Below are 15,055 nucleotides of genomic sequence, written 5' to 3'. Positions count from 1 at the left end.
CTTGAACATTTTCAATATTCTAATCTTCGGCCACATTGATCTGGTATACCTCATAAATATTGTCCTCCTGGTGACGAATATTTTCTTTGAGGTGATCGATTATTCTTTTTTTCAAAACAGCTTCTGATAAAGTTGAATCCTTCGGAAGCACGGTCACATTATAGCTCACAGTAGGATTTCCCTTGATCATGGTGTTCGTAAAATTCACATCTTTTCCTATTACTTCAATATAGTTGAGCTTGTTCAATTCACTATCAAGTTTTTCGGTTAGCTCTGTATTCATGCTGGCCTTCCGCAGAAAAGGAGGCTGACTAAACTGCCAAAACATCATACCAGCAATTCCAAGAACTACTATTCCACTGGTAATATATGTGATCCATTTATTTCCTTTTAGAAATCGAACTCCGCTGGGTGTTACTTTACCAAAGAAGTAGAAAACCAGCGTAGCTGTAAGATGAATGCCCAGCAGTTGCAGGATGATCCTGAAGATACTACTCCAAACCACCTCCCAATCCATAAGGTAGAGACCTGCACCCACCAGGCCAACCGGCGGGGCGAGGGAAGCTGCAACAAGAATACCTACTGCCGCGCCGGAAACAAGGCTGTCCCTTTCTGACTGTACAACGTTAATAGCGCCTGCAAAACCTGAAATAAGAGGAAGTAAAATTGCAACTTTTGACACATGACTAACCTCCACCATTAGCGGAGTAAGTGTTTCAAGAGGAAAAATAACGGTCATTAAAAAGCTTGCAATAATCCCAATTCCTATGGCCATGCCGTAGCGTTTCAGGCTGCTTTTTAGCAACGGCATTTTCCCTGCTGCCGTGGCCAGTGCAGCATTCATAGCGGGGCCTGCAAAAGGAGCGACCAACATGGCGGCGATCAATAAAAAAACACTGGTGGTGTACAGGCCTATCCATACGATGATTCCCGCTGCGATGGAATAACCTATAAGGCCTTTGATGGAACCCACACTTTGGATCCCTCCCAAATAGATCTCCAGGGAGCTTTTTGGTTGCACATCGGCCACCTGGTCGGGAGATTCCGACGCAGGCGGATAAAGTGTGATCACTCCTCTCGGGATCAAATTGATCTCCGGCTCTTCAAAATCATCAAGCCTTTTTAGAAAATTATTGACCTTCCTGTTTGGCAGGAAAATTATGAATACATCCTGCTCCTCATTTGGAAGAAAAATAGTGTTCCTTCCTTCAAATTCTTCAATAGTCTGAAAAATTTCCTCTTTGTGTCCTTTTGGAATTTTAATTATAAGTTGTCGCATGTAACACTTTTGATGTAAAGCAGATAAAGTTTTGAGAATCTCCTTCACCACAAGATAAAAGAAAGCGGTAAAAAGAGCCATGCCGTTAAGGGAACTTTAAGGCATAGACAGGAGCCAATCGGCCAAAAAAGGAATTTTATAAAATTCTTAAGAGAATAGGAGCAGTGACTACTTAACTTTAAGAAAACCCGCACAAAAATTTGAGGCCATGGACTTAATGCTCATCTTATTCTTTATAAGTTTTTTGATCATTCTTTCGGGGGCTTTCTTTAAAAAGATCCAGAATATTTCTGTCACAGAACCACTTCTTGCCCTTTTATTAGGAGTACTTCTTGGACCAGATGTTCTTAACATCATAAAAACATCAGATTCCATTTCGGAATTCAAGGTGCTTGAATACGCCTGTCAATTCACCATAGCAATGGCTTTAATGGCAACAGCATTAAGACTACCAACTCACATCTTCAGGAAAAACGCTGTATCCTATTCTAACCTTGTTATCTTCGGAATGATCTTCATGTGGGGTTTGAGCAGTGGAATAATTTACCTGCTCCTTCCTAAGTTATCTGTTTTTGAATGTCTCTTGATTGGTGCTATTGTGACGCCTACAGATCCCGTAGTCGCATCCACTCTTGTCACGGGAGAAAAAGCTGAAAAATATCTCCCGGAAAAGATCAGGAATACCCTTTCCTTTGAAGCAGGTGCGAATGACGGTTTTGCCTATCCTATTGTATTTTTAGCGCTCTACCTGTTAGGAGCAGAGGGCGGCGGCGACCTTTCGGAATGGTTCATAAAAGTCCTGCTTTACGAGAGTATCCTCTGTGCAATCCTGGCTTACGGAGTAGGGTATGGTTGCGGATTCCTAATGAAGAAAACACACAAAGCAGGATATCTGAATGAGAAAACTCTCCTTTCCTTTTCAATAGGTGTGGCCCTCCTTCTTTTAGGCGGTTTTCACCTGCTTAAAATGAATCCTATCATCGCTGTATTTGTCGGTGGCTTCGCATTTGCCAAGGATATTACAGCAAATGAAGACCTCAAAGAACAGAGAGTTCAGGAGACGAAGGAACGACTAACAACCATACCCGTGTTTTTTATCCTGGGACTAATGCTGCCCTGGCAGGAATGGTATAGTATGGGCTGGACTTCGGTTTGGATAGTGATCCTTATCCTTTTCCTTAGAAGACTACCTGCACTTTTGCTGCTCATGCCCATTATGCCTCAATTCCGGAAGAAAATATACAGTGTGCTGCTTATGGGTTGGTTCGGCCCTATCGGAGTTGCTGCTCTTTACTATGCGGTACTATCCAAAGACAAGGCGCATTTTGAAAATGCATGGATCATCCCAAGCCTCATTGTTGCGGCTTCGACAGTTGTCCATGGTTTGACCAGCGTCCCTTTTGAAAAACTGTATCACAACTCCACTGAAGGAACTAATGAACGGGAGAACCTGGAGAGTAGGACTTAAAAAGACCTCACAGCCCCGATAATTATCGAGGCTGTGAAGTCTAAAATCTTTTTCAGAGGTTTTATTTTTCCTCTATCTCCACCGGCACCTTCACATCCAGAGGTTGCAGTACCTTTAACGCTCTATCTACAGTAGTCACTTTTTCAAACGTAAGCAGCAACCTTAACCCGCTGCGGGTTTTCTTTTCTTTCATGGTGCAAGACTGCGGATGCGTTTGTACATACTGCAGCACTTTTGTAAAGGCTTTGCTCTGATAGAAACGCGACTGCTGATCGGCAATGAAATAACCAATGAGTTTTCCCTGCTTCATCACGATCTTCTCCAGTCCAATCTTAGAAGCGATCCATTTGATGCGGACGCTGTTTAGAAGATCTTCGGCCTCTGAAGGTAGTTCTCCGAAACGATCGACAAGTTCGGCTTCAAATTTCTGAAGCTCTTCTTCCGTTTTCAGGTTGTTGAGCTGAGTGTAAAGATTCAGCCTTTCGGAAATGTTGTTAATGTAGTCATCGGGGAACAACAGCTCAAAGTCGGTATCGATCTGCGTATCCTTCACATATTCCTTATCCTCTGTCTCCTGCCCCTCATAAAGATCCCTGAATTCATTTTCCTTCAGTTCCTCTATGGCTTCATTCAGGATCTTCTGGTAAGTATCAAAGCCTATTTCATTGATGAATCCGCTTTGTTCCCCTCCTAAAAGATCACCTGCGCCGCGAATTTCCAGATCTTTCATCGCAATATTGAATCCGCTGCCCAATTCGCTGAACTGCTCCAGGGCTGTGATTCGCTTCCTCGCATCATCGGTCATGGCAGAGTATGGCGGAGTGATGAAATAGCAAAATGCTTTTTTATTGCTTCGACCCACGCGTCCCCGCATCTGGTGCAAATCTGAGAGTCCGAAGTTATTGGCGTTATTGATAAAGATGGTGTTGGCATTTGGAACGTCGAGTCCGCTTTCCACGATAGTCGTGGAAACCAACACGTCGAATTCGCCGTTCATGAACTTCAGCATTAAAGTCTCCAGCTTTTTTCCTTCCATTTGTCCATGACCGATCCCAATCTTCGCATCGGGTACCAGTCGTTGGATCATTCCCGCGACTTCCTTGATGTTCTCCACCCGGTTGTGAATGAAGAAAACCTGCCCGCCCCGCTGAATTTCATAGGAAACGGCATCGCGAATGGTTTCTTCTGAAAATCTTATCACATGCGACTCAATAGGATACCTGTTTGGAGGCGCAGTTGTTATTGTAGATAGATCCCTGGCAGCCATCAAACTGAATTGCAGGGTACGCGGAATTGGCGTCGCGGTCAACGTAAGTGTATCTACATTTTCCTTAATGGTCTTCAGCTTGTCTTTTACAGCCACACCAAATTTCTGCTCCTCGTCCACAACAAGTAGTCCGAGATCTTTGAATTTAACTGCTTTGTTCACCAGCTGATGGGTTCCAATGACTATATCCACCTTTCCATTCTCCAGCTCCTCCAGCGTGGTTTTTCGTTCCTTTGCGGTCCTAAAACGGTTCAGGTAATCGACAGTTACTGGAAAATCTTTCAAGCGTTCGGTAAAAGTCTTGTAATGCTGAAAAGCCAGAATTGTCGTCGGCACCAGCACTGCTACCTGTTTTCCGTTATCCACAGCTTTAAACGCGGCTCTTATCGCAACTTCAGTCTTTCCGAAGCCGACATCCCCGCACACCAGGCGGTCCATCGGGCGTTCGTTCTCCATGTCGGCTTTAACATCTGCTGTGGCGGTACTTTGATCAGGCGTATCTTCGTAAAGAAAGGAGGCCTCGAGTTCATGCTGTAGATAAGAATCCGGGCCATAGGCAAAGCCTTTCTGCAGTCGGCGCTTGGCGTATAATTCGATAAGGTTGAAGGCGATATGTTTTACCCGCGCCTTGGTCTTTTGTTTCAGGTTTTTCCAGGCGTTGCTGCCCAGTTTATAGATCTTGGGCGGCTTCCCGTCTTTGCCGTTATATTTTGAGATCTTGTGCAGCGAGTGAATGCTCAAGTACAGGATGTCGCGTTCGCCATAGATGAGCTTGATCGCTTCCTGCTTTTTGCCCTCAACATCAATTTTTTGAAGTCCGCCGAACTTTCCAATTCCGTGGTCAATATGCGTAACATAATCGCCGACTTCAAGATTGGTCAATTCCTTCAGCGTGATCGCCTGCTTCTTCGCATAGCCGTTCTTGAGGTGGAATTTATGGTAGCGTTCAAAGATCTGGTGATCTGTATAGCAAATCATTTTTGAAGCCTCATCAATAAACCCCTGATACATGGAAAGAACCACGGTTTTATACTTTACCTCTTTATCTACATCATCAAATATGTCGTGAAAACGCTTGGCCTGCTGCTCACTGACGCAGAAAATATAATTGGAATATCCCCCTTCCGAATGATCATGCAGATCCTGGATCAACAGGTCGAATTGTTTATTAAAAGAAGGTTGAGGTTTGGTGTTGAAAAGTATTTGCTGAAAATCCCCGTCACCCTGAACTTGTTTCAGGGTCTGGTTTGAGTTCATTGTCACCAGCGAATAATCCTGCATTTGCTCCTTCAAAAGTGCCGAATTACAGAACAATTCTTCCGGCTCGTTGTGCTTTATGTCTTCGGAAAGATCTTTAAAAGCTTCTTCGGCTTTTCCGAAGAGTTTGTCTATTCTTGAGAAAAGCAGCTCGGTATCTTTGCTGAAGATCACCGTTTTTTCTGAAATATATTTCAAAAAACTCTCCCTTACTTCCTGAAGCTTCTTGTGCTCTACGTTCGGGATCACTGTGATCTTCTTCACCTGATCTGTCGACAGCTGCGTCTCCACATCAAAAGTTCTGATGCTCTCCACCTCATCACCGAAAAATTCAATCCTGTACGGTTCATCATTGCTGAAGGAGAAAACATCCAGAATTCCTCCACGAACAGAAAATTCTCCTGGTTCGGTCACAAAATCCACTCTCTTGAACTTGTACTCGAACATCACCTCGTTCACAAAGTCAATAGACAATTCGTCGCCAACCTTGATCTTCAGTGTGTTTTTTTCAAGTTCCTTCCGCGTTACTACCTTCTCAAAAATGGCATCCGGATAAGTAATTATTAGCGCCGGCTTTTTACGGGAGTTGATTCGGTTGAGTACTTCTGCCCTGAGCAGCACATTAGCATTATCGGTTTCTTCCAGTTGGTATGGCCTGCGATAGCTTCCGGGGTAAAAAAGCACATTTTTGTCACCTAAAAGTTGCTCGAGGTCATTTAGATAGTAGGCAGCTTCTTCCTTGTCATTAAAGATCAGCAGAAAAGGTTTCTCAGCTTCCTCAAAAGCATTGGCAATGACAAAAGAAAGTGCCGAACCAACCAGCCCTTTTAACTGAACATTATTTCGCGGCAGGGCAAGGGCTTTCCCCAGTTCAAGCTGTTGAGCCGACTGTGCAAAGCTTTGGGCAATAGAAGATTTACTCAAAAATTAAAAATTTGGTGCAAAGATAAGAAGTTATTGCCTTTCAGCTAAAGCTGAAGGAATTAAGGAAGAGTTAAAAGAAAAGGATTGGGCTGAAGCCCTATTTCTCATCATTCTCTGGTCCTCCGCCTTAAGGCGGAGGCAATTCAGCGGAGGTAATTCATGAATTTGAAAGTAATTTATGTTGCAACCTATGAATTGCCACTGGCTTCAGCCAGTGGTTTAGAATGACAAAATCCCAAGGGCTTTAGCCCAATCTTTTTGTATCAAATTTATTAATTAAATTCATCATCAGCCAATTAGCACAAAACCATGCCTTACATTAAAGTTTACCTTCATTTTGTTTGGAGCACCAAAAACAGGATTCCCTTCCTCAATTCTCCTGAACTTCGAAGAAAAGTGTGGCAGCATATAGAAGAAAATGCCAGATCAAAAGGAATATTTGTAGACTTTGTCAATGGACACGCAGATCACTGTCACTGCTTAGTTTCCTTAGGTGTAGATCAAACTATTCAAAAGGTGATAAATTTAATTAAAGGTGAATCTTCTTATTGGATCAACAAGAACAAGTTAACCGCTCATAAATTTGAATGGCAGGATGATTATTTTGCTGTCTCTGTTTCAGAATCTAATCTTGATAGGGTAAGAGACTATATTAAAAATCAGGAAGAGCATCACAGAAAGAAATCATTTCAGGAAGAATATGAGCAATTCATAAAAAAATACAATTTTAAGAAATTCCAGGATGAACATTTGGGCTAAAGCCGTTTTGCTTACCTCTTCTCTGATCCTCGCCTAAAGGCGGAGGCAATTCATGAAACATCTTTATTGTTTCCTTTTAAAATATTCCATCATTACAATGGAGATAATTTGGGCTAAAGCCCTTCTTTATACTATATCCTAATCCTCCGCCTGAAGGCGGAGGCAATTCAGCGGAGACAATTGATGAATTTGAAAATGAATTATTTGTTGGAACCCATGAATTGCCACTGGCTTCAGCCAGTGGTTAAAAATTGGCATTATGAAAGGGCTTTAGCCCAATTTTAGGTTCTCCAAAGAGTCTTAGTACTAATTTCCAGGCTTATTTTGCAATTATACCTTATTCATTCAAACAAATAACCTCCTCATTTGTCACCACATACACCTCATCATCTCCCTGCGGAATGAGGATATGCTTGCCGGTGAATTCACCGAAAGCAGGCAGGATCAATTGATCTCTTGATTTGAAGAAACAGGAAAGTTTGAGTTGTTGTCGGCCCAAACCGTGGATTTTCACTCCCGGATGTATATGTCCCGAAAAGTTGAAGAATCCGGCTCTTTCTTCGGGGTGGTGGGTGAAGAGGAAATTGTGGAGCACGATCTCCGGAGTGAGTTTTACTCCCAAAGCTTCATATTTTAGCGGAGAAATGATGTCGTGATTTCCTTCTACTAAAGTGACTTCCGCAGAAATTTTCTCCAGCCAGGTTGCAAAGATCAGCCATTCCTTATTCAGGGAACTGTGAAAAAGATCTCCCAGGAAAACAATTTTCTGAGGTGTGAAAAATGTGATTACAGCATCCATTTTTTGGAAGTTACCTTTCACCGCCTGTTGGGGCACGGCACTTCCAAACTTCCGGAAATGGGAGACCTTCCCCAGGTGAACGTCACTTATCACCAGCAGATCTTCCTCCTCCCAGAACATGGCGCCGGAAGGGTGTAAAATAAAAGTCTGATTATTAAGAGTAAGCGTTTTTGTCATTTTTGAAGCTACAGGTCTTCCCATTGTGCCATCATCTTTTTAATTCTGTCCTCCAGTTTTTCTGAAGATAATTTCTCGCGCATCCTGTCGGTGATGATCGGAAAGGCGAAAGGCGTGGGTTTCTGGCATTGTTTCCATACCAATTTTTGTTCCGAAATTCGCTCCATGGCCAATCTCAAACGACCTTCCTCCAACTGATGTTCGAACGTTTCTCTAAACGCCTGCTGAAACAATAAATTGTCCGGTTCATAGTCTCTGAAAACACTGAAAAGCAGCTGTGAATTGGACTGAAGATGCTTGGTTTTGATCATCTTGTTCGGAAAGCCGGTGAAGACCATTCCGGCGATCACGGCAATATCACGGAATTTTCTTCTTGCCATCTCAGTGGCATTCAGGCTGGTTTGCAAATCATCCATGAGATGTTCCGGAGAAAAAAGATCATTATCGAAGACCTGTTGCATATCGATCTCCTGATCGGAAAGCAGTTCAAATCCGTAGTCATTAAAGGCCAGTGAAAAAGTGATGGGCGACAGCAGACTAATCCTGTAGGCGAGCAGACTGGCCATGGCTTCATGAACAAATCTTCCTTCAAAAGGATAAAAAATAGCGTGATATCCTTCGCGGGTTTTGAACGTTTCAATGAGGAATTCATCTTTTTTTGGGATAATGGATTCCTTTTTTTGTCTTTTGAAGATGTTGGTCATGGCCTGAAGTTCAATTGACTTCTCGGCGGAGCCTATACCGAGCGCAGCCGAGGTACTTGGGGTGACATTCTGCGGCGATTCGGCTTCTTCAATTTCTGAAGCTACAAACATCTCCTCCCGCAGCAGCTCACTCATTTGTGCCGAAAAGCTCATGCGTCCCCCCGCCCAGCTGGGGAAGCGGGAATTTTTTACCTTCGATTTTTTCACGATCACCTGCATGTTCTTGATCTGGTAAAGCTCCAGGTTCTTTCCGGCGAAGGTGAAAACATCCCCGGGATTCAGCTTTGAGATAAACCATTCCTCGATGGTACCAATATATCCTCCGCCCAAATATTTCACCGCCAGCACCGCGTCACTTACTATTGTGCCAATCTGCAACCGGTGCCGCATGGCGATTGCTCTGTTATTCACTTTAAATAGCCCATCCTCCTCAATCTCTACTTTTTTGTATTCGTCATAAGCCTGCAGCGTCTGACTTCCCTGAGTGATGAAATTCAGCAGCCACTCCCACTGCTCTTCGGAAAGTGCCTGATAGCAGAAGGTGGATTTGACCTCGGGCCAGATCTCCTTCGGAAAGAATCCGTCTGAAACTGCAAGAGTTGTTAAATACTGAACCAGAACATCGAACGAATTCAGGTATGGAATACGATCCTCCACCACCGTATGCTTCACTGCCTTTTGTAAGGCTGAAGCTTCTATAAGTTCCATGGCATGAGTGGGTAAAAAGTAGATGACGCTTTCCTTCCCCGGCTGGTGGCCGCTTCTTCCCGCCCGCTGGAGAAATCGGGCAACACCTTTTGGTCCGCCGATCTGAATAATGGTCTCCACCGGGGCGAAATCCACTCCGAGGTCGAGGCTGGAAGTTGCTACCACCGCTTTTAATTGCTCATCCCGTATCGCCTGCTCCACCCATAGTCGTGTCTCTTTGTTGATACTCCCGTGATGCATAGCCAATTCTCCCGCAAATTCTGGATACTTCTGAAGTATCCGCTGAAACCAGATCTCACATTGTGACCTTGTATTTGTAAAGAGCAGTGTTGTTCTGGACTTCCGGATGATTGGCACCACCTCATCGATCAGGTGTAATCCCAGATGCCCCCGCCAGGGGAAAGTTTCCATCTTCTCCGGAATAATAGATTTTACAGTGATCTTCTTCTTAATATCTGCCCGAATAAGTACTGAATTTTCAAAAGCTTCAGATTTCGGGCCCAGCAAAACCTCACGTGCCTCCTGAAGGTTTCCTATGGTAGCAGAGATCCCCCAGATCTTCATTTTTGGAGCCACAGTTTTGAGCCTGGAAATTGCGAGTTCGATCTGGACTCCGCGCTTGGTTCCTAAAAGCTCATGCCACTCATCAATAACAATAGCATTGAGATCCTTAAAAGTCTTTGCATAACTCTTGGAAGCAAGTAGCAGTTGCAGACTTTCGGGTGTGGTGATAAGGAGGTCGGGCATTTGTTTCTTCTGGGCAGCACGTAATTTTTGGGAAGTATCGCCGGTGCGGATACCTACCGTAAGTCCGCTGCCAATATCCTGAGCAAACCGGTTCGCCGCCTGCTCGATCTCCACCGAGAGCGCCCGCAGCGGCGTGATCCAGATAGCTTTGAGTCCGGGTTTGTGTTTAGTTTTATAATCCGGATTTTGTCTAATGTAATCCAGCACGATCGGGATCCAGAGAGCGTAGGTTTTCCCGCTCCCGGTGGGGGCATTGAGTAGTCCGTGCTTACCATCCAAAAAAGCCTTCCAGGACTCTTTTTGAAAAGCAAAGGACTTCCAGGACCGGGATTTGAACCAGTCGTTGGCGAGTTTTATGAGTTGGGGTTTGTTCATTTTTTCGTCTCCGGTTGGACCCTTCCGTCTCCGCCTTCGGCGGAGCCACCTTCCCTTGGCAAGGGAAGGAGCTTTTGTTTGGTACTCCTATGAATATTTCTTTAGTTAAAAATTTAAATTCGTGTTCCCATGGAACTCTTCCGTCATTCCTTCGGAATGCCACCTTCCCTTAGCAAGGGAAGGAGCTGTTTGTGGTACTATTTATATTTTTAGTTTCTTTTTCACTTTTTCGATAAACCCACATCTGTCCATAGAACAGCAAAGCTGTTCCCTAAAGCTCCCCTCCTTATTTCAAGGAGGGGTGGATCCGCGGGAGCGGAGACGGGGTGGTCCGTTCCTGAAATTTTTCTTTATCTCCTCCAACACCCACTCCAAATTATCAAATACTGTCTTATTCTCAAATCTTAGCACTCTCATATTTAATTCCTCCAGCCTCTTTGTTCTCACACTGTCTTTTTCTTGGTTAGTAGGATTCATATGATACTGCCCATCGAGTTCGATCACCAGCCTTTCTTCTGCACAATAGAAATCTACAATGAAATTTAGAATACTATGCTGCCTCCTGAATTTCCTTCCCTCCAGCTTCTTTTTTTGCAGATGCATCCACAGGTAGGCCTCGGCAGTTGTGCCGTGGTGGCGGAGCTTCTTGCGGTATGGTTCGAGGGGTTTACGGTTGTGGATTTTCTTTTTCATTTTGGCTGTGTAATAATTTAGAAGCAGCCGTCAGACCCTTCCGTCTCCGCCTTGCGGCGGATCCACCTTCCCTTAGCAAGGGAAGGAGCTATTTGTACTACTATTGATAATTTTACTTCACTTTTATAAATTTTTTAAACCCACATTTGTTTACGGGAACAGCAAAGCTGTTCCGAAAAGCTCCCCTCCTTTTTTTAAGGAGGGGTGGATCCGCGGTAGCGGAGACGGGGTGGTTTATTTCGGGATCAACTGCTTTAATTCCTCTATTGTATTTGCTTCTTCAATTTTTTTGTCTTGCCTCCACCTTAAAATTCTAGGAAATCTTGTGGCGACTCCGCTTTTATGTCTTTTGGATTCGGCTATGCCTTCGAAGGCTATTTCGAAAACCAGCTGAGGTGTGACCGAGCGGACAGGACCAAAACGTTCGACCGTGTTCTTCTTGATCCAGGCATCCACCTGGCGGAATTCTGCATCTGTAAGGCCTGAATAGGCTTTGGCGAAGGTGACCAGCTCGTTATTCTGCCAGAGCGCAAAGGTGTAATCGGTAAAAAGATTGGAGCGGCGGCCGTGGCCACGCATAGCGTAGGTGAGGACAGCGTCAACGGTCAATGGCTCTACCTTCCATTTCCACCAATCGCCTTTTTTCCTTCCTACGAGGTACGGCGAATCCCACCGCTTGAGCATCAGGCCTTCGCTTTTGACCTCCCGCGCCCTTTCCCGTTCTTCAGTAGCTTCCTCCCATTTGTTGAAGGAAATAGTTTTGGAGAGATGAAAAGGAGTTTCTTCTGTTGCTGCCGTGGAATGCAGCTTCTCCAGGATCTTTCTTCTTTCCAAAAAAGGCATTGTACGAATGTCTTCTCCCTGCCACTCCAACAGGTCGTAAGCTTTTAATATTACCGGAGTCTTTTCCAGCAGCGCCTTTGAAACGGTTTTTCGGCCGATGCGGGTTTGCAGGTCGTTGAATGTTCCAATATCTCCTTCCGGAAAAGGAAGGATCTCACCGTCTATTACCGTTCCGTCGGGGATGATCTCCAAAAAGGAGGAAAATTCAGGATATTTATCGGTAACGAGCTCCTCTCCCCGGCTCCACACATAGATCTCCCGGTTCCGAATCACCACCTGAGATCTTATTCCGTCCCATTTATGCTCGGCAGACCAGTCGGCGGGATCACCCAGATCCTGAGGTTCTCCTTCAATAGCATACGCCAGGTAAAACGGATATGGTTTTGAAAGAAAATCTTCTTCATTCTCTTCTAAAATGAGCTTTTGGAAAGAGATTTTTTGCGGATTCCAATTACCCATTAATTTATAGGCAAGTACATCTTCATCTATATCGGCGGCTTTTGAAAGGGCGCGGGTCATCAACTTCTGACTCACCCCAATTCTGAAACTTCCGGTAATTAGCTTTGTAAAAACAAAGCGTTCGTAATAATTCAATGCTGCCCAGTTCTCGTGCAGGTATTCCTTTTTATCGGCTTCGGTGGCAGATTTAAGGTCGATGATCTCCTCAAGGTATTGGGTAAGGCTTTTTTCACTGGATTCCTCTGCCGGCGGAATGACCAATGCAATAGTTTCAGCCAAATCTCCTACAATATGATAGGATTCTTCAAATAACCACAGCGGAATATTAGCGAGTTCGGCTGCAAATTGACGCAGCAAGGTTGTATTCACCGGTCTTGGCGGACGGCGGTGCGAGAGGATAGCAATTGCCCACACCTTATCCTTATTCGGCACCCGCTGAAAATAACGTGTCAATGCCGCCACCTTCACCGTGGTTTTGTTGGTGCTGTCAAGTTCTCTTATAAGTGCTGCGAATTCCTCCACGTTGGTTAATTAGTTAATTAGGGATTAGTGATTGGTTAATTGGGATTGAATATTTTCTATTAAATACTGATTATTTTTTATTAATTGCTGATTATTTCATTTGCTGCTTTTGTCTTTCTTTTATCTCTTTTTTGACCACTATCATATTACTACCCCGGGGTCGCTCCTACGGACGGCATGATTCGGAATATCTACAACCCGGGGTTTCACCCCGGGCTACCAATATTTCGCCCCGCTGGGGCTGACAAAGCAGAAAATCAAAATTCGTACTTCAAAAATCTGACTTCTACTTTACTGCAAGGTTATTTTTGCCCGGCAACTCCGCTATTCAGCGAGGGAGCTACTGACCACCGACCACTGACCACTTTTTTAATCTTCTTCATTTTCTTCCTTTTTAGAATTCATCTCCGCCAGTTCTCCTTCGTATTGAGTATCGGCGGTGCGGGCGTCGTAGCCCTGTTCATTTAGGAAGCGGGAGAAGATCTCCGAATAACCGTGGGTGCAGATTACTCTTTCACAACCTGTGGCTTTGATCGATGACAACAGTCCCTGCCAATCACAATGATCTGACAATACAAATCCGCGGTCAACGGCCCTGCGGCGGCGGGCGCCTCTAAAGGCCATCCAGCCACTGGCCATTCCGGTTTCGTAGGGCACCATTTTCCTTATCCAGGTACTGCCGTGGGCGCTGGGCGGTGCCAGTACCATTCCTCCTTTAATTTCTTCCTTCTTTGTTTCGCGGGTGATGCGGGTAGTTTCGGGAAAATCGGCTAACGGCCTGAGCACTTCCGTCATATTTTCAATGGCGCCATGGGTAAAGATCTTTCCGATAGAAGGATCCAAAAACTTCAGCAATCGCTGAGCTTTTCCGAGGGAATAACCGAACAAAACTGATGTTTTTCCCTCAGATCGATTTTGCTGCCACCAGCTGTTGATATCATTCATCACCTGCTCCTGCGGCAGCCATTTAAAAGCGGGCAATCCAAAGGTGCATTCGGTAATGAAGGCGTGACATTTAACGGGTTCAAAAGGAGTAGAAATACCGTCATCTTCGGTCTTATAATCTCCACTAAAAACCCAGACTTCTCCTTTATGCTCTACCCGTACTTGTGAAGAACCTATAATATGACCTGCCGGAAAAAGGGAAAATTTTACGTTGTTGATAAGGAATGTTTCTCCGTATTCTTTTCCGGAAACTTCGATCTCCCCCAATCGATGTTTTATAATGGGAACATTGGTATTATGCGTGATATATTGCTTGTGGCCCCAGCGGGAATGATCGGCATGGCCATGGGTAATAATAGCTTTATCAACAGGTTTCCAGGGATCCAAATAAACACCCGCAGGTTCGCAGTAGATACCTTTGTCATCAAAACAAAGCAGGGGTTTTATCTGTTTTTTGAGCGGCATAAATTCAAGTTAGGATTTTTTGAGCAGGACAGCTGTGGTATTAGGAAAATATTAAACCTGAAAATGGGATTTTTTTGGGTTAGCGATTGCAGCGGATAGCTCCCGAAGCCTGTAAAGGCGAGGGACTATGAGCGGAAAGCGCGGCCCCCGCTTTTAAAGTGGGGGAAACCCCCAAAGCACAATCATTAAATACTCCTTATTTTATTATATTTGAGTAAAAAATACTAGACTATGTCATTTTCAGACCTATTTGGAACCGGGGAACACCTTAGAAATTTAGGGCATTTTGCTTCAATTGTAAATCTTGCCGCTGCAGACGGACCTATTAATGACCGGGAAGAAGCCCAGTTAAAGAGATTCGCGATGAAGCTCGATATTCAGGAAGACGAGTATACTAAGGTGCTTAAAAATCCAAATGCATTTCCAATTCACCCTAATAATTCAATGGAAGGACGGCTTGAGAGACTTTATGATCTTTTCAGGATCATTTATTCAGACCATGACATAGATGAGGAAGAGGTAGAATTGCTGCGCAAATACGCAATAGGTATGGGCTTCTCGCCCCAGGTTTCTGAAGGGATCATTAAACGTTCCATGGAAATCTTTAGCGGGATGAGCTTTGATGACTACCGCTACCTGTTATACAAGAATAAATAGGTTCTTA

10 protein-coding genes are annotated in these 15,055 nt (G+C 44.4%); 3 read left to right on the top strand and 7 right to left on the bottom strand.

Going from position 1 to position 15,055, the window contains the following annotated elements:
* Nucleotides 1-19 precede the first annotated feature (19 nt).
* Complete coding sequence (locus LA313_RS07470; protein WP_228914052.1) at nucleotides 20-1,279, bottom strand: DUF389 domain-containing protein; 1,260 nt, start codon at nucleotides 1,277-1,279, stop codon at nucleotides 20-22.
* Nucleotides 1,280-1,487: 208 nt separating this feature from the next.
* Here LA313_RS07470 and LA313_RS07465 point away from each other — a divergent pair, with 208 nt between their 5' ends.
* Nucleotides 1,488-2,747, top strand: a complete 1,260-nt coding sequence (locus LA313_RS07465) for a cation:proton antiporter domain-containing protein (protein WP_228914051.1) — start codon at nucleotides 1,488-1,490, stop codon at nucleotides 2,745-2,747.
* Between the two features lie 61 nt (nucleotides 2,748-2,808).
* Here the strand turns inward: LA313_RS07465 and mfd are convergent, their stop codons facing one another.
* Nucleotides 2,809-6,195 carry a transcription-repair coupling factor gene (mfd, locus tag LA313_RS07460; RefSeq protein ID WP_228914050.1) on the bottom strand — a complete coding sequence of 1,129 codons (3,387 nt, stop codon included), beginning with the start codon at nucleotides 6,193-6,195 and terminating at the stop codon, nucleotides 2,809-2,811.
* 309 nt (nucleotides 6,196-6,504) lie between these two features.
* On the opposite strand from mfd, the gene tnpA reads away from it, so the two are divergent.
* The gene (gene tnpA / locus LA313_RS07455; protein WP_228914049.1) at nucleotides 6,505-6,954 is read left to right on the top strand and encodes an IS200/IS605 family transposase; all 450 of its coding nucleotides are present in this window, start codon (nucleotides 6,505-6,507) and stop codon (nucleotides 6,952-6,954) included.
* 337 nt (nucleotides 6,955-7,291) lie between these two features.
* On the opposite strand, the gene pdeM is transcribed toward tnpA, so the two are convergent.
* The 5 genes from pdeM to LA313_RS07430 form a co-directional block, all read right to left on the bottom strand.
* The gene (pdeM, locus tag LA313_RS07450; RefSeq protein WP_333473551.1) at nucleotides 7,292-7,954 is read right to left on the bottom strand and encodes a ligase-associated DNA damage response endonuclease PdeM; all 663 of its coding nucleotides are present in this window, start codon (nucleotides 7,952-7,954) and stop codon (nucleotides 7,292-7,294) included.
* The gene (locus tag LA313_RS07445) at nucleotides 7,939-10,464 is read right to left on the bottom strand and encodes a ligase-associated DNA damage response DEXH box helicase (protein ID WP_228914048.1); all 2,526 of its coding nucleotides are present in this window, start codon (nucleotides 10,462-10,464) and stop codon (nucleotides 7,939-7,941) included. The genes pdeM and LA313_RS07445 overlap by 16 nt, the downstream gene beginning before the upstream one ends.
* A gap of 291 nt (nucleotides 10,465-10,755) precedes the next feature.
* Nucleotides 10,756-11,157, bottom strand: a complete 402-nt coding sequence (locus LA313_RS07440) for an endonuclease domain-containing protein (protein ID WP_228914047.1) — start codon at nucleotides 11,155-11,157, stop codon at nucleotides 10,756-10,758.
* A gap of 234 nt (nucleotides 11,158-11,391) precedes the next feature.
* Nucleotides 11,392-12,981, bottom strand: a complete 1,590-nt coding sequence (locus LA313_RS07435; protein ID WP_228914046.1) for an ATP-dependent DNA ligase — start codon at nucleotides 12,979-12,981, stop codon at nucleotides 11,392-11,394.
* 369 nt (nucleotides 12,982-13,350) lie between these two features.
* The gene (locus LA313_RS07430) at nucleotides 13,351-14,391 is read right to left on the bottom strand and encodes a ligase-associated DNA damage response exonuclease (RefSeq protein WP_228914045.1); all 1,041 of its coding nucleotides are present in this window, start codon (nucleotides 14,389-14,391) and stop codon (nucleotides 13,351-13,353) included.
* A gap of 231 nt (nucleotides 14,392-14,622) precedes the next feature.
* On the opposite strand from LA313_RS07430, the gene LA313_RS07425 reads away from it, so the two are divergent.
* Nucleotides 14,623-15,048, top strand: a complete 426-nt coding sequence (locus LA313_RS07425) for a tellurite resistance TerB family protein (protein ID WP_228914044.1) — start codon at nucleotides 14,623-14,625, stop codon at nucleotides 15,046-15,048.
* Nucleotides 15,049-15,055: the final 7 nt, after the last annotated feature.

The sequence above is a fragment of the Salinimicrobium sediminilitoris genome, assembly GCF_020866905.1.
Lineage (GTDB): Bacteria > Bacteroidota > Bacteroidia > Flavobacteriales > Flavobacteriaceae > Salinimicrobium > Salinimicrobium sediminilitoris.
Note: the sequence above shows the minus strand (reverse complement) of the source record. Positions and strands in the feature narration are given on the sequence as shown.

Bases quoted from the DNA above. Each gene is read 5' to 3' on its own strand.
- LA313_RS07445 (WP_228914048.1), bottom strand. From the start codon at position 10,464: ATGAACAAACCCCAACTCATAAAACTCGCCAACGACTGGTTCAAATCC.
- LA313_RS07465 (WP_228914051.1), top strand. From the start codon at position 1,488: ATGGACTTAATGCTCATCTTATTCTTTATAAGTTTTTTGATCATTCTT.
- LA313_RS07470 (WP_228914052.1), bottom strand. From the start codon at position 1,279: ATGCGACAACTTATAATTAAAATTCCAAAAGGACACAAAGAGGAAATT.
- tnpA (WP_228914049.1), top strand. From the start codon at position 6,505: ATGCCTTACATTAAAGTTTACCTTCATTTTGTTTGGAGCACCAAAAAC.
- LA313_RS07430 (WP_228914045.1), bottom strand. From the start codon at position 14,391: ATGCCGCTCAAAAAACAGATAAAACCCCTGCTTTGTTTTGATGACAAA.
- LA313_RS07425 (WP_228914044.1), top strand. From the start codon at position 14,623: ATGTCATTTTCAGACCTATTTGGAACCGGGGAACACCTTAGAAATTTA.
- pdeM (WP_333473551.1), bottom strand. From the start codon at position 7,954: ATGGGAAGACCTGTAGCTTCAAAAATGACAAAAACGCTTACTCTTAAT.
- LA313_RS07440 (WP_228914047.1), bottom strand. From the start codon at position 11,157: ATGAAAAAGAAAATCCACAACCGTAAACCCCTCGAACCATACCGCAAG.